The following is a 21627-nucleotide window of genomic DNA, read 5'->3' on the forward strand; positions in this document are numbered from 1 at the left end:
GCTCTGTTTTTTCGCCTGCTGGTTCTTATTACGAATAAACTAGTAGAAACGACCACCGTTCTGTGTAATCATCTCCGCAGCCTGCGGCAGAGAATCCTGTGAGACGGAGACAGTCAGCAGAATGCCCTGTTTCGAGCTTCCCGCTGCACTGCCCTTCGGATCATCATAAACCTGTCCCCCAGATAAAACCTCGGTCTCATCACTAATTAGAGCAAGCACATTCAGCTCGCCGCTGAAGCCGCCAACAACTGCTGTTGGCGAGCTGTCATCCTGCTTGCCCCCGCTTGATCCAGCTGTCCCTGTATGTTCGCGCAGACTCTCGATCCGGAGCTGATTAGGATGCAGCAGCTCCAGTACTCTGCGTGCAGATTCTGCTTCAGACCAACTCGTAAATACGGCTTCAAGTGTGACCGCCGAGCGATCTTCAGTCATGAATTTCTCTTCCTTGGCGGCGATCTGCCGCCTCACTGCGGCGCAATGCTTCAATATCCTCGTGATCCGCCGCTTCTGCGCTGAACTCTACATCCTCATTTTTAGCGGACTGCAGCCGTTTCATCTTTTCTGTTTTCGTTAAAATCTCGCCTGGTCGTTGTCGATTAGCCATCTTGTTCTTCCTCCTTTTGAAATTAGATCATGCCACCGGCTTGTTCAATGATCGACATTGCCCGGTGATGTACCTCTTCATCTACAACGACAGTTAGCAAAACATCCCTTCCCGTAGGACCGCCTTGTCCGCCATCACTCATTCCGCTGGCAGCAGGGTCAGCCGCAGCCATAATGCCCGAGCTGGCATTGGTCTGCATCGCATCGGGCACCCACGATGAGTAACTTCCAGAGATGCCCGGTCTGTAGGAGGCTCCGCTTGGGCCGACACCTGCATAACGGCTGAAACGATTAATGGATAGATCCTCCACTCGCAGTGCCTCCAATTTTTTGGCCGCTCCCTGTGCCTGCTCTGGGCTGTGAAAATAGGCCAAAATATTTTTTTCCGTCACTTGTGCCACCTGCTTCCTTCGTTCTCTCATATCTGTTTAACATATCGTTCCCGCCCTGCTATCTTTCCGCAGCGGAGCCCAGAATATACCGAACCGCTCACTCTACAATTACTTGAAAAAATATGATCACATAAAAAAAGACACCCCCGATAATCGAAAGTGTCTCCATACTACGCTCTTATATATGTTAATCAGTCGCCGCGAAAGGCGCGTTTTACTCGATCAAAAAAAGACTGCTCATGCTCATGTGTTTGTTCGCCATCCAGTGCAGCGATTTGACGAAGCAGGTCTTTCTGCTCATCACTCAGCTTGCTTGGTGTAACTACAACTACTTTCACATGCTGATCCCCTTGTCCCATACCACGCAGGCGCGGAACACCTTTGCCTTTGAGACGGAAATACGTACCGGTCTGTGTGCCGGCCGGAATTTTCAACTTCACTTTTTCCGTAAGTGTCGGAATTTCGATCTCGTCTCCAAGCGCTGCTTGAGCAAATGTCAGTGGAACCTCACAGTAGATGTCATCACCCTCGCGTTCAAAGAAATCATGAGATTTCACACGAATGACAATGTACAAGTCTCCTGCCGGGCCACCGCGAAGACCGCCTTCACCTTCACCTGTCATGCGCAGCTGTGCACCGTCATCCACACCCGCTGGAATGCGAACATGAATTTTACGCTGTTTGCGAACTTTGCCGCTGCCGCTGCAGGTCGTGCATTTTTCTTTAATAATCTGTCCGGTTCCGCTGCAGTTGGAACAAGCGCGACGATTCACCATACGGCCAAACGGCGTATTTTGTACGACTTCCTGCTGTCCACTGCCGTGACAGACGGAACATGTTTCCGGCTTCGTTCCTGGTTTGGCACCTGAACCATGACAAGTATCACAGCCCTCGGTGCGCGGAATCGTAATATCCGTTTCCTTGCCAAATACAGCTTCCTTGAACTCAATAGTCATAGTGTACTGCAGGTCATTTCCTCGCTGCGGTGCATTCGGGTCACGACGTCCACCGCCTCCGCCAAAGAACATATCAAAGATGTCGCCAAACCCGCCTCCGCCGAAGTCTCCACCGCCGAATCCACCCTGATTCGGATCAATGTGACCGTACTGATCGTACTGAGCACGCTTCTGGCTGTCACTTACGACATCATAAGCTTCTTTTACTTCCTTGAATTTGGCCTCCGCATCTGCAGCCTTGTTCACGTCAGGGTGATACTGACGGGCGAGCTTGCGGTATGCCTTCTTGATTTCCTCGTCGCTCGCATTTTTGCTTACGCCGAGCACCTCATAATAATCACGTTTTTCAGCCACTCTTCCACCCCCATAACATTCACCTTATCGCACATCGTGACAAAAGGAAAGTCAAAGCACGGGAGCCCCGGCTATGACTTTCCCTTTAATCCGAACGTCACCGATGTTTAACTCGCATCAGCTGCGAATTAATTATTTTTTATCTTCGTCCACAACTTCGTAATCAGCGTCTACGACGTTGTCGCGTTTTGCGGAACCCTGCTGTTCTTCAGCGCCTTGAGCTGCTTGCTCTTGAGCTTGAGCCTGCTCATACAGTTTAACAGACAACTGCTGTACGATCTCCGTCAGTTCTTCTGTAGCCGCTTTGATATCTTCCAGATTGTCGGAAGCCAGCACGCCTTGCAGTTTTTCTTTGGCTGCATTTGCTTTTTCTACTTCGCCAGCATCTGCTTTTTCACCAAGATCTTTAATTGTTTTGTCTACAGAGTAGATCAATTGGTCTGCGCTATTTTTCGCTTCAACAAGCTCTTTACGTTTTCTGTCTTCCTCAGCATGGAGTTCGGCATCTTTCATCATTTGCTCGACTTCAGCATCGCTCAGACCGCTGGAAGAAGTGATTGTGATTTTTTGTGTTTTGTTTGTACCTTTGTCTGTTGCAGACACGTTAACGATACCGTTGGCATCGATATCGAAGCTAACTTCGATTTGCGGCACGCCGCGTGGGGCTGGTGGGATATCTCCCAGCATAAAGCGTCCAAGCGTTTTGTTGCCAGCAGCCATCTCACGCTCACCTTGCAGAACGTGAATCTCAACGCTAGGCTGATTGTCTGCGTAAGTGGAGAACACTTGGGATTTGCTTGTAGGAATCGTCGTGTTACGCTCGATCATTTTCGTGAATACGCCGCCCGCAGTTTCGATACCCAGGGACAGTGGAGTTACGTCGAGCAGTACCACGTCTTTAACGTCACCTGTCAGTACGCCCGCTTGTACAGCTGCACCCAGTGCAACAACTTCGTCCGGGTTCACGCCTTTGTGCGGCTCTTTGCCTGTCAGTTTTTTGATTGCTTCCTGCACAGCCGGAATACGTGTGGAACCACCCACCAATACGATTTTATCGATATCGTTAGGTGTCATGCCTGCATCGCTCAGTGCACGGCGAGTTGGTTCAAGCGTACGCTCAACCAGATCAGCAGAAAGCTCTTCGAATTTCGCACGGCTCAGGTTCAATTCCAAGTGCTGAGGAACGCCATCGGCAACCGTGATGAATGGCAGGGAAATCGTTGTAGTCAATACGCCGGAAAGTTCTTTTTTCGCTTTTTCCGCTGCATCTTTCAAACGCTGTACCGCTGCTTTATCTTTGCTCAGATCAATCCCTTGATCTTTTTTGAATTCATTAACAAGATAGTCGATGATCACTTGGTCGAAGTCGTCTCCACCCAGTTGGTTGTCACCGCTGGTTGCTTTAACTTCGAAGAAACCGTCGCCCAGTTCCAAGATGGATACGTCGAACGTACCGCCGCCCAGGTCATATACAAGAATCGTTTGGTCTTCGGATTTTTCCATACCGTATGCCAATGCAGCTGCTGTTGGCTCGTTGACGATACGAAGTACTTCCAGACCTGCGATTTTACCTGCATCTTTAGTCGCTTGACGCTGACTGTCATTGAAGTAAGCCGGAACCGTGATAACCGCTTGAGTTACCGTCTGGCCCAGGTATGCTTCTGCATCAGCTTTCAATTTTTGCAAAATGATTGCAGAGATCTCTTGTGGTGAATAATCTTTGCTGTCGATCGTCTCTTTGTGGGAAGAACCCATGTGACGTTTGATGGAGATGATCGTGCGATCCGGGTTCGTGATTGCTTGACGTTTCGCTGTTTCACCAACAACACGCTCGCCATCTTTTTTGAAACCTACAACGGAAGGCGTTGTACGTGCACCCTCCGGGTTTGGAATAACAACTGCCTCGCCGCCTTCCATAACGGCTACGCATGAGTTGGTTGTTCCTAAGTCAATACCGATTACTTTGCTCATCGGAAAATTTCCTCCCTCAACAATTTAAAATCAATAGGCTGGTTTGTCTGCCTTATTGTGCTGGTAAGTAAACTGCTCTATGTGTACGAAACCTGTATATTAAACTTCGTCCTTTGTTCAGCCTGGGGTCTTTATTCCTTCAAAAGAATTAAGAACTGACTTTAACCATAGCCGGACGAAGCACTTTATCCTTCAGCATGTAGCCTTTTTGAACCTCTTCCACCACGATGCCTTCTTCGTGTTCCTCGCTCTCCACCTGCATAATCGCTTGGTGGAACTCCGGGTTAAACGGTTGTCCAACCGCTTCCATCGGTGTCAGGCCTTCGTTCGTCAGCACGGTTTCCAATTGACGTAAAATCATTTGAATTCCTTTGGCAAAAGATTCAGTCTCTGTCCCTTCCGGTACAGTTGCCATAGCACGCTCGAAATTATCCAAAACCGGAACCAATTCGGTGACCAGCTTCATCGAAGCGTACTTCGCAAGCTCCTCTTTTTCCTTCTGTGTGCGGCGGCGGAAGTTATCAAAATCAGCCTGTGCACGTACAAAACGCTGCTGGTTTTCCTCAGCCTCTGTTTTCAAACGCGCCAGCTCAGCCTGCTCCTGATCGGTTATTTCCTCAGCCTGTGCTTCAGCAGCTGCAGCCTCATTGACTGGCTCCTGCTCCGCGGCTGTTACCTCTTGCTCTTCTGTGAATGTTTGCTCCTCTTTCAAGATGTTCACCTCCTTATATAAATGAATCATAATTCCCGCTGCTTATTTGAAGCGAGTAGTCAGCATCGTCGTAAGATCACGGGATAATGTATTTAAAATATGGATGACACGTGCATAATCCATCCGGGTTGGTCCCAGAATTCCAATGGACCCAAGTGCCTCGCCGTCCAATGAATAGGACGCTGTAATCAAACTGCAGTTCGCAAAGGCCTCATGATCGTTCTCGGTACCAATTCGCACCTGAATTCCGGGCCCGCCGGGCACGGGCATCATCAATTTCATTAATGTTGGTGTCTCATCTAACAAATCCAGAATGTCTTTAACCTTTTCCACATCTCTGAACTCGGGCTGTGTCAGCATATTGGTCGCACCGCTGAGGAAAAGACGATTGTCATGCTCATTATCAAACGCGCTGTTGAGTACCTGCATAACTTCCTCATAACGTGTGATATGGCGCTCCATCTCTTGACCAAGCTCGGTATAAAGCCGTGATTTCAACTTGTAAATAGGTACGCCTACCAATTTGCTGTTTAACAGACGAACGACATTCTCCATCTCGGCCACCGAAATTTCAGGGGGGATCTGGACTGTTTTGTTCTCCACCTGACCCGTGTTGGTTACGATAATCGCCACAGCTTCATTGTCATTCAGCGGAAGCAGCTGGAAGTGACGAAGTGAAGTATGGAACACCTCTGGTCCGAGCAAAATGGAAGTATAGTTAGTCATATGAGATAAAATGTTCGAAGCGTGCTGAATAACCTGTTCCATAACATTCAGTTTTTCTGCAAAGAATGACTTTAAATCATCCAATTCCTGCGGCTCCACCTGATTCCAAGGAACCAAATGATCGACATAATATCGATAACCCTTGTGTGAAGGAATGCGTCCAGCTGATGTATGCGGCTGTTCCAGAAAACCCATCTCTTCAAGATCGGCCATTTCATTCCGAATCGTCGCCGGGCTGTATCCAACATCTCCTCTTTTGGAAATGCTTCGGGACCCTACGGGCTCAGCTGAACGGATATAGTCATCCACTATAGCGTTCAGAATCATTCGTTGACGCTCTGTTAACATGGTGAGTATTCCCTCCTTCTGACTGTACTGTCCCATGTCGTTAGCACTCCGGTTAGATGAGTGCTAATCGGTAATACAAAAATACCAAACTGACATGATCATTGTCAAGTGAGTTTGCGGATTGTAATCATCTATTTATAGTATAGGCTAATAACCTGCACTTTTAACGCAGGTTATTGGCCCTGCTGCTGTAATTCTTTATCAACAGGATAATGTTTCAGACTAAAGCGGGCGCCTCCCAGCGGCGAGTCACTGTACACCAAATCAGCATGAAGGTGTACTGCCAGCTGCCTGCTGATCGCAAGTCCCAGGCCGGTCACTCCATTGTTTCCTGTATAAAAACGCCGGAAAAGGTGCTGCCGGTCATGCTCATTCAATCCTGGTCCATCATCATCAATATGAAAAATCCAGTCAGCCGAATCACCGGCCGGGTGCTCCAAACTCAATTTCACTTGAGTCCGGGTATGGCGGACTGCATTTTGCAAAAGGTTCAGCAGGATCTGAAACAACTGCTCACCCGCTGTTTCAGCGATGAATGAATCGGCGGCGGCTGTCAAATGTACTCCCCGCTGCAGTGCGGTCGGCATAAGTAGGTACACTGCCTCTTCGGCCATGCCTTTCAGGTCAATCATGGTCATCGGCCATTCCTCATCCACCGTTTCCAGTCTGGAGAGCTGGATCAGCTTCCCTACCATATCAATAAGCCGCTGGGATTGGGCAGCAATAATGTCAAGCCCCTGATCAGTGGAAACCACCTGATCTTGAATTGCATAGACGTAACCTTGAATAGACATCAGCGGTGTCTTCAACTCATGGGATACATTTTGCAAAAATTCCAGCTGATGACGGTGATGATCATCGAGTCTGCTGCTCATGAGTTGAAAGGTATGAATCAGTTCGCCAATTTCGGTATGGTCGGCTTGCAGAAATGGCTCCTTATCAGGCATGTTTGGTTCATACTTGCTCACAGCCTCTTTCAGCCGATTCAGCGGCTGAACTGTACGCCATACGGCAAATAAGCCGATTAGCAGGATCACAACAAAGCTGGCGGCAATAGACAGAAGCGTTGTGCGAAACAACGGAATATACATCGCCCTTAGTGAAGATAGGGGAGAATACAAAATAACCCGAAACTGTTTATGTGACAACTTAGCCTCACTATAGAGTACCTTTTTTCCATTCAAAATCATATAACCTTCGTGTGTACCCGGAAACCCTTCCAGTTTCATGCCGACGCGACCTGAACTGCTTGAAGCTACAATCTTATCTTGTCCATCAATGACAAAATAGTCTGCATAAAAAAGAATATCCTTGATAAAGAAACGAAAACTGTCATTATCCAAATCTTCCAGGTCATCTACACGAATGACTTTGACAGCCTTTTTCGTCTGATCATTTAACTGCTGCTTCACCTGGTTGAGTAAAATATCATCAAAAAGATGGATAAAAAATATCACGGTAAATGCTGCTGTAACCAGCATGCTGGCAAACAAGGCGAGCAGCATTTTGCTGCGAATCGTCTTCATCGCGCATGTACAGCCGCTTTATAGCCGAACCCCCATACGGTATCGATGCTCAGCGTCGCTTGAACCTGCACAAGCTTTTTGCGAATCCGTTTCACAATATCGTCAACCACACGTACTTCGCCATAAAAATCATAATTCCAGACCTGCTGAATCAGCTGTTCACGGCTGAAGGGACGGTCCAGATGCTGCGACAGAAACAACAGAAGATCATACTCCCTGCCTGTTAGTCCTAGTTCTTCCCCCCGAACATCGACGCGCCGGAATTCTTCGGAAATCTGGACGTTACCCACATTAAAATAAGACCCTTCCTTAGGCAAATCAGCCGCTTCCCTAGAATCATTACCATGGGATAACCGACTGCTGCTGATCAGACGAAGCATACTTTTAACTCTTGCAACCAGTTCACGCGGATTGAAAGGTTTGCTCAGAAAATCGCTGCATCCCAGTTCAAGACCATTTAAACGATCAATTTCCTCACCCCGTGCCGACACCATAATAATCGGAATTTCGGTAAAGGTCCGCAGCTCGGTCAAAAGTGTAAGTCCATCCACGCCTGGCATCATAATGTCAAGAATCAGGCAGTCCGGCTTTTTGGAGCGAACTTCCCCAATCAGTTCTCTGCCATGCGCGAACGAGTTCACTTCATATTGTTCCTTTTTCAAATAACCTGTAATGAGCTGCAGTATGGACGGATCATCATCGACTACAAAAATACGCGGCATTGGCAGTCACCTCAATCATGAATATAACACTTCTGATATGTTTTTTATTGAATATGTCACTACTAATGTAACAGAGTCAGCATCTGTTTTTCAAAACTTCAGTGAATACACCCTATTCCCGTCTCCAAACAACCGCTTAACATGGAAAAGACGGAGATTCCCATAAGAGGACTCCGTCTGTATGCCGCTGCCTAACATATGTCACTGATGCATTAAATCATTGGCTGAGAGGGTAGAGATCGGACACATCAGAGCGCATATTCTTATTTATGGGTTGTGCTTGATTTTGCTGCCACTTTTTTATCAGTACCCTTTGATGCTGCCGGTGCTTTTGCCGCTGCTTCTGGAGACTTTGTTTTGTGTGTCGTAGTCACAGTTACTTTATTTGCCGCTGTTTTTGGAGATATTACCGCTGTTGATTTTTTCACTCCCGTTTTTGATGCAGTTGTTTTGTTTACCGTTGTCTTCGCTGCGGGCGTTTTAGTCCCAACCGTTTTCTTTGCTGTTACTTTTTGCGCTGCGATTTTGTGAGCGGCTTTTTTCGCTTTGTGTGCCGTTTGTTTGGCTTTATGTGCAGCAGTCTTTGCTGCCGCTGAAGCTTTATGCGAAGTCTGTTTTGCTGTATGGGCAGCTGCTTTTACATTATGGGTCGTTGTTTTTGCTTTATGTGTTACTGTTTTTGCTTTGTGCGCAGCTTTTCTTCCTTTATGATGCATCGCTGTTGTTTTATGAGAAGCTCTTTTGGCTCTGTGAGTTACTTTTGATTTGTGCACAGCCTTTTTCACTTTATGTTTCACCTTTTTGGCTTTATGCGTTACCGCATTTGATTTGTGAGTTGTTGTTTCTTTCTTGGTCACAGCCGTTGTTTTGGCAGGTGTTGTTTTGACCTCAGCTTTAGCAGGTGTCTTGGTTGAAGTGCTGCTTGACGCTGCAGCTGCCGTTTTATCCGCTGATTTAGTTCCCGTCGATTTCGCTGGCGCTGCCGATGTTTTGGCCGTTGGAGTCGATGCAGAATTCATCGTTGATTTTGCTGCGGTTCCCGCTTTTTGTGTCTCAGCCGATTTCACCGAATTGACGACAGGCGCTGCGGCGAAAGCACTTCCTGCTCCGCCAATTAAACTGAATGCTGCTGCCAAAGCTGCTGCTTTTTTTGTCCATTTTTTCATGATTGGTCACCTCATTCTTTAGATTGAGCCATCCGCTTACTCGGTAACGGAGAAGTTTGAAACTTTGCTCCAGTCCGTATTCTCCGGCTGTTTGGCCTTGGAGTTTACTGCGGATCGCTTATGTAAGTTCATCTTATCAAGAGGTTGTGTGAGAATAATGGGAGAAGTGTGTGAAAAGTATATGAAAATAAACAGCAAAAAAAAGACCACATCCATATAAAACCCTCAGGTTTCCGGCATGTGATCTTTCTATTTAGAAGCATATTGTCGAAGCATACAATTACGCTGAAACATTCAATTCCTTCAGAACGGCAATTTCGTCACAGCAATCCTGTTTGCTGCAGTGAACGCAGTCTGTCCACACCTTTTCAGGGAAAATTTCCTTCTCTACTACAGCAAAGCCGTTCTTCAGAAAAAAGGAAACCTCATAAGTGAGCGCCATTACCTTTGGAATTTGCTGTCTCTCGGCTTCTTCAACAAGTCGGTCAAGCAGGCGGGAACCAATGCCCAGTCCTTTATATCCCTCAGAAATGCCCAGAGATCTGACTTCCACCAAATCATTCCCCAGACGGCAGAGTGAGCCGCAGCCTACAACTACGCCTTCTACTTCAGCCACAATAAAATGCTCCAGCTGCCGATGCAGGACTTCCCTTGAACGCGGAAGCATGATCCCACGCTCGGCATATCCCTTAATCATTTCAAACAGCGGCTCAACATCTTCCGGTACTGCTTTCCTGCATATAACCGACATCCAGCTCTCCTCCTATAACGACGCTTTCCGAGGAAAGCCAGCTTCGTAGTTGTTTAAATTGACACGCCCTGTAAAACAATATGAATAAATATACAACAGAGCGTATAGAATTTCAAGCTACGAATTTAGCGATATGGAGCCGATAAACTCGGCAAAAACGTCATTGCCGAACAAAATACCCTGTTCACTCAGTTTAAAGCCGTCTGCTGTCCGCTCAAGCAATCCTGCATGCAGCATTTTGCCGAGCGGTTTGGCAAAGACATCTTCCATCGACTCTCCAAATTGGTCCTGGAATCGAGAAGATGAAGCCCCCTCCAGCATACGAAGGCCTACCATCAAATAATCCTCCATCGCTTCTGCACGCCCAATCTCGAAATGATCCAGACGAGGCAGTCCTGCACGCGAGGCTTCTACGTAAGGGTTAATGCCCTTGATGTTCATATGGCGTTCACGACCTACATATCCATGCGCTCCAGCACCGAGTCCGTAGTAATCCTCATTACGCCAATAGGTGATATTATGACGGCTCTCGAAGCCCGGTTTGGCAAAGTTGCTGATCTCATACTGTTTATAACCCGCTTCTTTCATACGTTTCATTAATAGAAGATACATCTGCAGCTCATCATCTTCGTGAGGGAGAGGCAGTTGATTTTTCTGATACAGGGTATGGAAAAGGGTATTCTCCTCCACCTTCAGGCTGTAGATGGAATAATGCTTCAAATCCAGTTCCAGCGCCTTGTCGATGCTTTCGTTCAGCATCTCTACGGTCTGATTTGGCAGGCCAAACATCAAATCGATCGACAGGTTATCCAATCCCGCCTTACGTGCATTCTCCAAGCTGCGGTATACATCGTCTGTATTATGAATACGTCCAATACCTGTCAGCAGATCATTCTGAAATGCCTGAACACCAAAGCTGACACGGTTAACACCGCCTTCTTTCATGGCTGCAAGCTTCTCGGCATCTGTTGTTCCCGGATTGGCTTCCATTGAGAATTCAATGTCCTCTGCCCAATTCGGAAAATAGGTTTTGACTGAACGTAGGAAATATGCCATCTCATCCGGTTTCAATGCGGTTGGTGTACCGCCACCGACAAAGATCGTTTTAATCTCGCCAGGCGGATTCGCTTTGACGGTATGTTCCATCTCCCGTTCCAGCGCCTCCAAGTACTGCATCACCGGCTGATCCTTCAGAACGTAAGAATTAAAGTCACAGTAAAAACATTTATTCGTGCAAAATGGAATGTGCAGATACACCGCTTGGGGTGCACCTGTTTTCTGGCTGTTTGCTGCAAGTGTCACGACAAGTCCCCCTTGATTTGAAAAAAGGAAAGCCAGTTGGCTTCCCTTTCAGCTAAAATGTTAATCTATATAAAGTGAACTAACCTTTTACACAGTTCACTCCATGACAGAATAACCTTCCAATCGCTGTTATCCCCAGATTTTTTGATTCCCTTTCCCAAAAGGGAAAATTCCGGTGATAAAGGCGAACGCTCCGCTTTTTCAGGTTTTTTCTGTCCTCTCCGTTAGTCTGTAAAAATAGTTTCACCTTATATAGTTTAATTAACAGTATTTTAATTTCGATACACACAGTCTGTGCTGTACCTAAAATGCATTTTTAGAATTTAATTTTGGTACGCACACTCTGTGCTGTACCCGAAAATGCATTTTTAGAATTTAATTTCGATACACACAATCTGTGCTGTACCCGAAATTAAATTATTAATCATCAATTTTCAGTACGGCCATAAATGCCTCTTGCGGCACCTCTACGTTACCCACCTGCTTCATCCGCTTCTTACCTTCCTTCTGCTTCTCAAGCAGTTTCCGTTTACGCGAGATGTCACCGCCGTAACACTTGGCTAGTACGTTTTTACGCATTGCTTTAACTGTCTCACGAGCAACTACCTTCGTACCTACCGACGCTTGAATAGGTACTTCAAACATCTGCCGCGGGATCAGTTCGCGCAGCTTCTCACAGATGATGCGTCCGCGATTGTATGCGCGATCTCTGTGAACGATAAAGGACAAGGCATCGACCTGTTCACTATTAAGCAGGATGTCCATTTTCACCAGATTGGACTGGCGGTAACCGGACAGCTCATAGTCAAAGGAGGCGTACCCTTTGGTACTGGACTTCAGCTGGTCGAAGAAGTCATATACGATCTCGGACAACGGGATCTCATATGTAATCGTAACCCGTGTTGTGTCCATATATTCCATATTAATAAATTCGCCGCGTTTGTTCTGGCACAGCTCCATAATCGTTCCTACATAATCATTCGGTACAATGATTGAAGCTTTGACATATGGTTCTTCAACATAATCGATCCGTCCTACCTCCGGATAGTTCGAAGGGTTATCGATCTGGATCATCTCGCCGTTCGTCAGCGTTACGTGATAAATTACGCTTGGAGCCGTCGTAATCAGCGGGATGTTGAACTCGCGCTCAATCCGCTCCTGAATAACGTCCATGTGCAGGAGTCCCAGGAATCCGCAGCGGAATCCAAAGCCCAGTGCGCTGGATGTCTCCGGCTCAAAGCTCAGTGAAGCATCATTCAACTGCAGCTTCTCCAAAGCCTCACGCAGGTCTACGTAGTCCGATGTTTCGATCGGATACAGACCACAGTAAACCATTGGATTAATTTTACGATAACCTGGAAGCGGCTCAGGTGTCGGATTTTTAGCATCGGTAACGGTATCCCCGACTTGTGTATCGCCAACGTGACGCATACCCGCCACGATGAATCCTACGTCACCAACGTTCAGCTCGTCCACAATAGTCATGCGCGGCTTGAACGCGCCCACTTCGATCACTTCAAACGACTTGTTTGTCGCCATCATTTTGATTTTGGAACCCGCTTTGATTTTGCCGTCAATTACACGCACATACACGATAACTCCTTTGTACGGGTCATAGTGAGAGTCAAAAATCAGCGCTTTAAGCGGCTGATCCGGATCACCTGCAGGTGCAGGTACACTCTGTACCACCTGCTCCAGAATCTCTTTGATTCCGATGCCTGCTTTGGCCGACGCCAGCACAGCATTGCTGGTATCGAGTCCGATAACATCCTCAACTTCCTGCTTTACCCGCTCCGGATCAGCACTTGGCAGGTCAATTTTATTAATGACCGGCAGGATCTCCAGATTGTTGTCCAGCGCAAGATATACGTTAGCCAGTGTCTGCGCTTCGATCCCTTGAGCCGCATCAACGACAAGCAGAGCCCCTTCGCATGCAGCAAGACTTCGTGAGACCTCATACGTAAAGTCTACGTGTCCCGGTGTATCGATAAGATTGAGTAGATACTCTTCGCCGTCGTCCGCCTTGTAATTGAGAGCAACGGCCTGCAGTTTAATTGTAATTCCGCGTTCACGTTCCAGATCCATCTGATCCAGCACTTGTTCCTGCATTTCACGTGATGTCAGCGCACCTGTGTACTCCAAGATCCGGTCCGCAAGTGTCGATTTACCGTGATCTATATGTGCAATAATTGAAAAGTTACGAATTTTACGTTGTCTTTCCCGAATGTCAGTCATTCCTTACCCCCAGAAACAGCCTAGTGTCAATCACTTCATTATAACAGTTGCTGCAGAGTGCATCAATCCCATGATGTTCCAACTTCATAATAAAAGTGCAGTTAATGAATGTCTCAGAGGTTTAGTGTGCCTTTATTTCATCTGCTTCTATTCATCCACTCCACCAAAAAGAGAGACAACCCACTTGATGCCGCTGTTAGACAGGTTTTGCAGTAAACCTGCTGTTTTTTCGGCCAAAACATCCACCGCGGCTTTGTTCTGGTCTGCCCCGAGCACCTGGCTTGGAGTCTGGACTGGAACTACCGGCTTCTTGATCACCTCCGTTTGGGCAGGTTCAGCTGATGCAGGCTTGGTTTCGGCTGGTGCCGGTTCTATCTTCGCGACGACCGGAATTCGATCCGCAGGTCTATCATCCTGTAAACCGGTGCCTGCCAGCTGCATGCCAAGCAGGACACCGAGTAACATAAGTACACTGACAGACAGCATTTTTTTACCGAATCTGGACATCTCGCAAACCGCCCCTCTTTAAGTATTTGTACCTCCTGCAGCACATTTTTTATCCATTCTTTGAAACCGGTTTTGCACTTGCTTTATCTACGTTTTGTTCATCCCAATATACTTCGGCGATCATATCCGCTAGAATTTTGGAGGTCCGTTTCAGCTCAGCCGCCGTGTTGTCAATACCACCAATTTCGATCAAAATGCTGTTCGGCGAGAGCGTCTGATTATATTCTCCATTGTTTCCTCCTCCGCCATTTTTACCCCATACCCCTCGTGACACTCCCGGATACTTTGCTTCCAGCTTTTTGTGGATTTTTGCGGCAAAAGCTTCGTTTTTACGCCAATTGGGATTCTCGTGTCCGATGATAAAATACACCTTGGCGTAACTTTGATCACCGATCGTTGTTGTCGTTTTTTTATGGCGCTGTGAATCACGGTGAATATCAATCAGATATGTCAGACTATCATTCTGAGCAAGCGCCGCTTTGACGGTCTGTCTCGAATACTTATATGAGAAGTTCCAGTTATAGTCTTTAATCTTGGTCTGATAATCTTCCTGGGCATGCTCTACACCGACGCCCAGTTTCTCCAGACTGTCCGATAGATAGCTCCCCACTTGAAAAACATTCCCGGTCGGCTTACCAGAGGAAGGGTTGTCACTATTCGTACCAAGTAACGGATTATATCCTTCACGCGGATGAGAGTGATAGATCAGTACAGACTTTTGGGTCACAGCCGGCCTGCCTTGATCCGGCCCGCTTCCCTTGGATGGTGGATCTTCATCTACTGTACCTTTCTTAGGATCATCCTCGCCGGTTACGTCTGGTTCATCCTGGCCCGGGGGAACATGCAGCTCACTGCCGGACTTGCCCCCACCCGAAGAGGCTGTTTCCGTAAGTCCGGGGCCCGGTTGATAATCTTCAGGTGCTTCGGCTTTGGCATTACCCGACCCCGGCCGGAGCAGCACAGGTTGATTTGCGCCCATGCCCGGCATTTCACGTGCGATTAAACTTTTGGGATCTTGAGGATTTACATTCGTCAGCAGCTGAAATACAAAAGAGGTCAGGTTTTCACCGGAAATCGCAGCATTCTGCTCCTTTCGGGTAAGGTGGGGCATCTCCATGCCCAGCATGTCTACAAAGAAACGACTGGAGACCGAACCTGCAAATCCTTTCATCGAAGAGACAGGCGAATTATTCAGCTTTTTCTCCGCCAATCCCCCAAGCCCGAGTACAGCAAAAAAAAGGGCGGATATCATCATAAGCAGCAGCAGTGTACGGCCCATAGCCAGCACGTGCAGACATCTTTTTTTCCACCTGCCAATATTCCATGCCAGTATCTTGTTCATTCTTATGTCTCCTTCCCTTGCAGAACAACTCTTATACTTCAACTCTATGAGCGTGTCCGATTTGATAGAACAGGAAGTAGAGAGATAAGTGAAAAAAAAAAGAAAGTCCGATAGATTCGGACCTTCTAGATGTCGTTTACTCCTTGCTCAACAGCAAAGGGTAAACGACAGACTTAATGGGTGTATGCCGCAACGTTACCCGGGTCAACGGCTTCATGGAGGGCTGCGTTAAGTCCTGTTGCGATTACATTGGCGATGCCTTCTATAAATTCGTCAATTTCCTTCGGTGTAACGATCAGGTCATGGCCAAGCGGTTCAAGCACTTCTTTTACCAGACTCAAACGGTCTGCCTCACCGATGTCATCCAGCATACCCATGATCTGTTTCGTCTGATCGGTCTCCTGGCGGAAATGGGAGCGCATCATCTCAATAACGTTGTTCACAATGGTTGAGGCATAACAGACGGTGGGCACGCCGATGGCAATGCAGGGAACACCCAGAATTTCCTTTGTTAATCCGCGCCGTTTGTTTCCAATGCCCGAACCTGGATGAATACCGATATCCGCCACCTGAATCGTTGTATTCACACGTTCCAGAGACCGGGAGGCCAGCGCATCAATCGCGATAATGGCGTCCGGGCGGGTGCGTTCAACAATGCCCTGCACAATGTCACTCGATTCTATGCCCGTTGTACCCAGCACACCTGGAGCAATAGCACTGACTTCTCGATAACCCGGTGCCACCTGATCCGGTACTAATTCAAAGTACTGCCGGGTAACCATCAAATTCTCCACCACCAGCGGACCGAGGGAATCTGGCGTAACGTTTAGATTGCCGAGTCCTACAATCAGTACCTTTGAATCTTTGCCAATACCCGCCTTGGTCATAAAGGCTTCCATCTCGCGTGTGAATTCAGCGGCTACCCGCTCCTGCAGTTCGGTATCACCGTTGCGTAGGGAAGGTACCTCAAGCGTGACATAGTGACCTTTTACACGCCCAATCGCTTGGGCTGCTTCATCATTCAACACATCAATCCGGGTAATGGTAATGCCATCTTTCTTATCTACATCTTCCCGCAATCCGGGAATAGTCTGTCTCTGGCTGCCTTGTGCCATTTCTTTCGAATCGATGGCCAAGTCGGTGCGCACGGTATAATTTTGCAAATCGAGTGTCATCTGTCCCTGCCTCCCTTGTTACATTTGAGCATATTGTGTGGGAAAAAGGCCTGCTTTATGCAGCTTGCTGAACAACGATGCAAAATCTGTTGCAATTTACATGCTAGCGTGATAGAATATTTTAAGTTGTGAAACGTTTGTATTCATGCGAATGCCTTACAGGAGGTGAATGTAATGCCAAACATCAAATCCGCTGTTAAACGCGTAAAAACGAGCGACAAGCGCCGCGCACTCAACGCTTCTCAGAAGTCTGCACTCCGTACAGCTGTCAAAGCTGCTGATGCTGCTCTGGTAAGCAACGAAGTTGAAACTGCTAAAGCTGCGATTCAAGCTGCTTCCAAAAAGCTGGACAAGGCTGTAACTAAAGGTCTGGTTCACAAAAATGCAGCTGCACGCAAAAAGTCTCGCTTGGCGAAAAAACTGAACGCTCTTTCCGCACAAGCGTAAGAAGCGTTACTTATACGAACCAATGGAAAAATCCTGAACAGCATAGGCTTTCAGGATTTTTTAGCATCTGTTCCGTCGAGTAAAAGCTAAGCAGCAAAAAAACAACCCGAAAAGCTCCAGTTGTATGTTGGATGACAAATCAAACATATGGAGCTTTCTCAGGTTGTTTTTTTCAGTTAAATGGCCTGTTTCAGTTAGGCACCGAGTCGCAATAAAAACAGTTCAAGTCCGAGCACTTTATCTACAGCTCCTGTTTTCATCTGATAATCCAGCTCACTCAAGTGACTGAGTATCTTTCGCAGACGGTCAGCATCAAATTTCCGAGCCTGCTCCCCGGCAATTTTCACGGCATACGGATGCAGCCCCAACTGACCGGCAATCTGCTGCTGGGAGTAACTCTGCTGCCCCAACTCTTTGACCTGAATCATGATGCGAAACTGCCGGGCAATTAACGCAGCAATCTTGATAGGCTCTTCCCGCTGTTTCAAAAGCTCATAGAACAGCCCTAGTGCTTTTTCGAGCCTCAAATTAGCCAGCTCCTCCACAAGTGCAAATACGTTCTGTTCCGTACTGCGAGCCACGAGCGATTCAATATCCGCCCGGCGAATCGTTCCTCCGTTTCCCGCGAAAAGACAAAGCTTATCCACTTCAGCGGATAAGGCCTGCAGTCCCGTTCCGGCATAACTGATCAGCGTGTCTGCCGCTCCCGCTTCAAAAGCAACCTCGTGCTGCTTGGCAAGTTTAACGATCCACTGAATCAATTCTTCACCGTTCAGCGGTGCAAATGCCAGAACAACGGCCTGCTTCTTGGCCGCCTTAACCAATTTTTTTCGCTCGTCCAGCTTGTCTCCCTGCGCCAAAAATACGATCGTGCTGTAATCAGCTGGATTATCCATATATGTAATCAGTCGATCGACCTGATGCTCTATTTTTGATTCTTTTCCCGCGGTAAACAAACTGGTGTCCCTTACAATAATTAATTTACGGGGAACGAGAAACGGAACCGTTTCTGCTTCTTCTACGACTGCTTCAATGGGCGTTTCGGAGAGGTCGTAAGGGATCACAGCAAAATCCTGATGTTCCTCTTCAATGACATGTGTCTTTAACATTTCCGTGAACTGCTGAATCTGATACTTCTCGGTTCCATACAGCACATAGATTGGGGCCGTGTCTCCGCTGCGTACTGCCTTTGTTGCGCTTTTTACATCCATTCGCCGTGCCTCCTTATCTCTATATCCTACCAGAAAAAAGGTGTGACAACAAAGGGACCTTCATCCGGTTATGGATAAAGGTCCCCTGTTCTGCATCTATATAAACGCAGGCACCAGCCATTCTAGAAATAACCCGGCCTGCGGTCATACGACGTCAGATGCTGCATTCAGCATAAAAGATCTGTAGTTAGCTGCAGTATATGCTTGTCATTACAAAAGGTTCTTTTTTTTCTCAAGACCAAACGCATACCTATAACTATTTTGCAGGTGAAACATTTGATGCCGTATTCACTTTAAACGAGTTCTTGGTCGTCGTTCCATCTTTATCCACTTCATAATTAAACTGCATGCTGTCCTTAGACCAACTTCCTGACTTTACCGGGCCCTCTACACTCCGCTGCTCGATTAAATTCAGAACATCCGGATCATTCGCTGACTTCGCGTAAACACTTAACTGGTCCCCCGTCAGCATAACAACATAAGAGCCGTCAGGTGACTTCCATTCTTTGGCTGTGGGTGCTTCCGTTCCTGTGCTTCCTTCATCAGGAGCCACAAGACCCTGGGATTGTTGTTGGTCACCAACATCTGCTCCCGTTCCGCTCCCGGAATCATTATTCGTAATTCCACGTGCTGGTGCGTCTTCGTTAGGAATGATTGTTTGTGCTGAAAAGTTTTCGTTTTGATCATTAGATTCAGGCGTTTGGCCCTGTTCCGGGTTGTTCGAAGCTGCGCCGTCTTTTTCTTGAGTATCCGGCTGCTGCTCCGTGCGCTGGTTCGGGTTTGTGTTCTTTGGATTAATGGTTGAGTCTGTAGAAGACTTATCTTCCTGCTTGCCCTGATCCGGGACAGATCCTTCTCCAGTTGAAGGCTCTGGAGGCGTCTGATCTTTTGGATTACTTGGTATCTGAGGTTCAACACCTTTGATTTCATCGGGTTGATCATTTTGCGGCGGTTCTGATGGTTCAGTCCCCGAATCATCAGGCTGATCAGGTGCAATCACACTGCCTTCGTCTTGGGGAGTCGGATCCGCTTGATCATTATTCACTCCCATGCTCAGCTCAGACTGATCGTTGTTAACACTTTCCTGAGGTGCGCCAGATCTGCTCATCATCGATTCTGCATTCTCTATCTGCTGAGGCTCATATCCCCAGATGCCAAACCCCAATACGACAACCGCAGCTGCTGCACCAACGGACATACGACCAGCCATGGAGTTAAACCATCTGGACTTCGCTTTCCGTTCTTCTGGCTTGGAACGCTGCAAATTCTCAAACGCCGCAGGGACAGGACTCATTTCTTGCACGGTACTGCTTTGTTCTTTACGCGCTTCATCAATTGCATCCAGCTGAGGCATAATGGCATCAACCAAACTGAATCTGGGGCTTACTTGCGGCAAATCTTCCAGTTCCCTGGATAGAGCTCTGAGCATACTAAAATTTTCGGCGCACTCCGGACACTTGGCCACATGCTGCAGCATCTGCGTCGTTTCCGCCTCGCCCAGATCATGATCCAGATACCGGTGCATCCATTCCACCACCTCTTCGCATTTCATCCTGTCACACCACCTTTCTGATACTCCTGTAGTAGATTTTGTAATTGTTGTCTAGCCCTAAATAAGTAAGACTTCACTGTATTAAGCGGAAGATCAAGACAATCCGCAATTTCGTTATAAGATAAATCCTGCAAATATCTTAGAACAATGACGGTCCGATGATGCTCCGGCAGCTTGTTGATCGCATCTTGAATGTCCCTTGCCACATAAGTGGACATCACTTCGTGCTCAACATCCTGTTTATCCTGAAAAACCATTTCATGTTCATCAATAGAGACGGATGGCTTGGTTCTTCTAAACTTGTCAATACAGATGTTGGTCACAATGCGCTGCACCCAAGTTTTGAACTGGGCTTTTTCTTCATAAGAATTAATCTTGGTGTAAATTCGGATCAACGCTTCCTGCGCAGCATCCAAGGCGTCCTGTTCATTATTTAGAATGTAATATGCGGTACGATAAACATGCTGTTCAATCTCCCGCAATAGGGTAATTAGAGCGTCGCGATCGCCCGATTGAGCGGCTCTGATGAGTTCCGGCTCTACCACAAAGGATCCCCCTCTCCCTGCAACCTTACTGACGTAGTCATCGATAAAATTGTTGCAAAGTTAAGTATATTTTAATTTTCCATCACAAAATAACGGCTTATGTACAGTGGCCGCCGAATCTTATCTTAGAATAACAGAAAATGCAAACGTAGTCACCAAACGTCTGACATATAAGATTCCAGTACTTACACGACTCAAAACAAATGCAACGGCATACATTATGGTTAAGTACTATTTAGGGGCCAAAAACAAAAAAAGTCGAAATTTGTCCAAAACTTAAGGTTTTTTTAATGCAATTTTCATGAAAATGGTGTATTGTAAATTTACATTCATAAGACGAGGTGATGAGCATGCCAGCTCTAGCGAAAATTCAAGAATTAAAAGAACAAATGCCAAAGGAATACCAAAGCATCTCCCACTTTGTGGAGCACGCTTTGGAATCCATCGATACACTGGTTGAGGAACATCGGAAATATGTAGCTGCACAGGCGTTATACGGCGATAAAATCGTCGGATCGGAAGAACGCTTGTACAGAGAAACGGTACTTGATGTAAGAGCACAGCTTCTGATGACCCTGGAAAAAACAGTAGAAGATATTCTGCATAAAGGTGACAAACACTGGAGCAAACATTTCAAGGACGGCGTGGAATAAACTATTTCCCCTCATTCTTATTCAGCAATACGAACGGTTATGAAAAAAGCTCCTTTCTCGAAATTCTCTTCTGAAGAGAATTCTGGAGAGAGGGCTTTTTTCTTGTGTTTTCTTACATTATAGTAATTCGACATAAGAGTTCGCTTGGAACCTTTCCCTGAGATAAACGTTTTATTAAGAACTAAAGGAATCGGAAAGGAAGATGAAATATGACTTTTTTTATCTATCTAGGAATCATTCTCATTTTTATTTCCGGACTGTGCATTGGAGCATGGACAACAGATTACCAACAAAGAGGTAATTTTTATTCAGAGTCCAAGAGAGACCGTGTAATAAAGAAGAAAGTCGCTGCATGGTCTACTTTAGCAGGTGTCTGCTCGTTTGCAGCTGCTGGAATGATGTATTTACTAAGCTAACAGGCAAGCTTTATC

The 21627-nt window shown here is 46.9% G+C and carries 23 protein-coding genes; 4 read left to right on the plus strand and 19 right to left on the minus strand.

Annotation, left to right across the window (positions count from 1 at the left end; all coding sequences use genetic code 11):
- Positions 1-39: 39 nt before the first annotated feature.
- From MKY97_RS20495 to MKY97_RS20540, 10 genes are all read right to left on the minus strand, one after another.
- Positions 40-432: a hypothetical protein gene (locus MKY97_RS20495; RefSeq protein ID WP_342552121.1), complete on the minus strand. Its 393-nt coding sequence runs from the start codon at positions 430-432 to the stop codon at positions 40-42.
- Positions 425-604 (minus strand): YfhD family protein, encoded by a 180-nt coding sequence (locus tag MKY97_RS20500; RefSeq protein ID WP_123062588.1) that lies wholly within the window; start codon positions 602-604, stop codon positions 425-427. Before MKY97_RS20500 ends, MKY97_RS20495 begins: the two co-directional genes overlap by 8 nt.
- Before the next feature lie 22 nt (positions 605-626).
- Positions 627-995 carry a hypothetical protein gene (locus MKY97_RS20505; protein WP_342552122.1) on the minus strand — a complete coding sequence of 123 codons (369 nt, stop codon included), beginning with the start codon at positions 993-995 and terminating at the stop codon, positions 627-629.
- Between the two features lie 191 nt (positions 996-1186).
- Complete coding sequence (dnaJ, locus tag MKY97_RS20510) at positions 1187-2305, minus strand: molecular chaperone DnaJ (protein WP_342552123.1); 1119 nt, start codon at positions 2303-2305, stop codon at positions 1187-1189.
- Positions 2306-2437: 132 nt separating this feature from the next.
- Positions 2438-4276 carry a molecular chaperone DnaK gene (gene dnaK, locus MKY97_RS20515; protein ID WP_342552124.1) on the minus strand — a complete coding sequence of 613 codons (1839 nt, stop codon included), beginning with the start codon at positions 4274-4276 and terminating at the stop codon, positions 2438-2440.
- Positions 4277-4424: 148 nt separating this feature from the next.
- Positions 4425-5018 carry a nucleotide exchange factor GrpE gene (grpE, locus tag MKY97_RS20520; RefSeq protein WP_342552125.1) on the minus strand — a complete coding sequence of 198 codons (594 nt, stop codon included), beginning with the start codon at positions 5016-5018 and terminating at the stop codon, positions 4425-4427.
- Positions 5019-5030: 12 nt separating this feature from the next.
- Positions 5031-6062 carry a heat-inducible transcriptional repressor HrcA gene (hrcA, locus tag MKY97_RS20525; protein WP_342552126.1) on the minus strand — a complete coding sequence of 344 codons (1032 nt, stop codon included), beginning with the start codon at positions 6060-6062 and terminating at the stop codon, positions 5031-5033.
- Between the two features lie 173 nt (positions 6063-6235).
- Positions 6236-7588, minus strand: a complete 1353-nt coding sequence (locus tag MKY97_RS20530) for a HAMP domain-containing sensor histidine kinase (protein WP_342552127.1) — start codon at positions 7586-7588, stop codon at positions 6236-6238.
- Positions 7585-8310 (minus strand): response regulator transcription factor, encoded by a 726-nt coding sequence (locus MKY97_RS20535; RefSeq protein ID WP_342552128.1) that lies wholly within the window; start codon positions 8308-8310, stop codon positions 7585-7587. Before MKY97_RS20535 ends, MKY97_RS20530 begins: the two co-directional genes overlap by 4 nt.
- Positions 8311-8573: 263 nt before the next feature.
- Positions 8574-9167, minus strand: a complete 594-nt coding sequence (locus MKY97_RS20540) for a hypothetical protein (RefSeq protein ID WP_342552129.1) — start codon at positions 9165-9167, stop codon at positions 8574-8576.
- A 25-nt stretch (positions 9168-9192) separates the two neighbouring features.
- On the opposite strand from MKY97_RS20540, the gene MKY97_RS20545 reads away from it, so the two are divergent.
- Positions 9193-9498, plus strand: coding sequence for a hypothetical protein (locus MKY97_RS20545; RefSeq protein WP_342552130.1), 306 nt, complete (start codon positions 9193-9195; stop codon positions 9496-9498).
- Positions 9499-9756: 258 nt separating this feature from the next.
- Here the strand turns inward: MKY97_RS20545 and MKY97_RS20550 are convergent, their stop codons facing one another.
- From MKY97_RS20550 to gpr, 6 genes are all read right to left on the minus strand, one after another.
- Entirely contained in the window at positions 9757-10227 is a 471-nt protein-coding gene (locus tag MKY97_RS20550; protein WP_342552131.1) for an N-acetyltransferase, read from the minus strand.
- A gap of 117 nt (positions 10228-10344) precedes the next feature.
- The gene (gene hemW, locus MKY97_RS20555) at positions 10345-11529 is read right to left on the minus strand and encodes a radical SAM family heme chaperone HemW (protein WP_342552132.1); all 1185 of its coding nucleotides are present in this window, start codon (positions 11527-11529) and stop codon (positions 10345-10347) included.
- A 420-nt stretch (positions 11530-11949) separates the two neighbouring features.
- A complete protein-coding gene (lepA, locus tag MKY97_RS20560; protein WP_342552133.1) occupies positions 11950-13764 on the minus strand; it encodes a translation elongation factor 4 in 1815 nt (604 codons plus the stop codon).
- 147 nt (positions 13765-13911) lie between these two features.
- Positions 13912-14271 (minus strand): DUF3679 domain-containing protein, encoded by a 360-nt coding sequence (locus tag MKY97_RS20565; RefSeq protein WP_342552134.1) that lies wholly within the window; start codon positions 14269-14271, stop codon positions 13912-13914.
- Between the two features lie 49 nt (positions 14272-14320).
- Positions 14321-15613 (minus strand): stage II sporulation protein P, encoded by a 1293-nt coding sequence (locus tag MKY97_RS20570; protein WP_342552135.1) that lies wholly within the window; start codon positions 15611-15613, stop codon positions 14321-14323.
- A gap of 173 nt (positions 15614-15786) precedes the next feature.
- Positions 15787-16788, minus strand: a complete 1002-nt coding sequence (gene gpr, locus MKY97_RS20575; protein WP_342552136.1) for a GPR endopeptidase — start codon at positions 16786-16788, stop codon at positions 15787-15789.
- 174 nt (positions 16789-16962) lie between these two features.
- Here gpr and rpsT point away from each other — a divergent pair, with 174 nt between their 5' ends.
- Complete coding sequence (gene rpsT / locus MKY97_RS20580; RefSeq protein ID WP_090914815.1) at positions 16963-17235, plus strand: 30S ribosomal protein S20; 273 nt, start codon at positions 16963-16965, stop codon at positions 17233-17235.
- 194 nt (positions 17236-17429) lie between these two features.
- Here the strand turns inward: rpsT and holA are convergent, their stop codons facing one another.
- The 3 genes from holA to MKY97_RS20595 all read right to left on the minus strand — a co-directional run bounded on the left by holA (position 17430) and on the right by MKY97_RS20595 (position 20543).
- On the minus strand, positions 17430-18446 hold the full coding sequence (holA, locus tag MKY97_RS20585) for a DNA polymerase III subunit delta (protein WP_342552137.1): 1017 nt from the start codon (positions 18444-18446) through the stop codon (positions 17430-17432).
- A gap of 256 nt (positions 18447-18702) precedes the next feature.
- Positions 18703-19998: a zf-HC2 domain-containing protein gene (locus MKY97_RS20590; protein WP_342552138.1), complete on the minus strand. Its 1296-nt coding sequence runs from the start codon at positions 19996-19998 to the stop codon at positions 18703-18705.
- Positions 19995-20543, minus strand: coding sequence for a sigma-70 family RNA polymerase sigma factor (locus MKY97_RS20595; RefSeq protein WP_342552139.1), 549 nt, complete (start codon positions 20541-20543; stop codon positions 19995-19997). Before MKY97_RS20595 ends, MKY97_RS20590 begins: the two co-directional genes overlap by 4 nt.
- A 350-nt stretch (positions 20544-20893) precedes the next feature.
- Here MKY97_RS20595 and MKY97_RS20600 point away from each other — a divergent pair, with 350 nt between their 5' ends.
- Positions 20894-21196, plus strand: a complete 303-nt coding sequence (locus tag MKY97_RS20600; RefSeq protein WP_110898026.1) for a hypothetical protein — start codon at positions 20894-20896, stop codon at positions 21194-21196.
- Between the two features lie 209 nt (positions 21197-21405).
- Entirely contained in the window at positions 21406-21612 is a 207-nt protein-coding gene (locus tag MKY97_RS20605) for a DUF5316 family protein (protein ID WP_342552140.1), read from the plus strand.
- Positions 21613-21627 lie beyond the last annotated feature (15 nt).

Source organism: Paenibacillus sp. FSL R7-0652, from assembly GCF_038595045.1.
Classification (GTDB): domain Bacteria; phylum Bacillota; class Bacilli; order Paenibacillales; family Paenibacillaceae; genus Paenibacillus.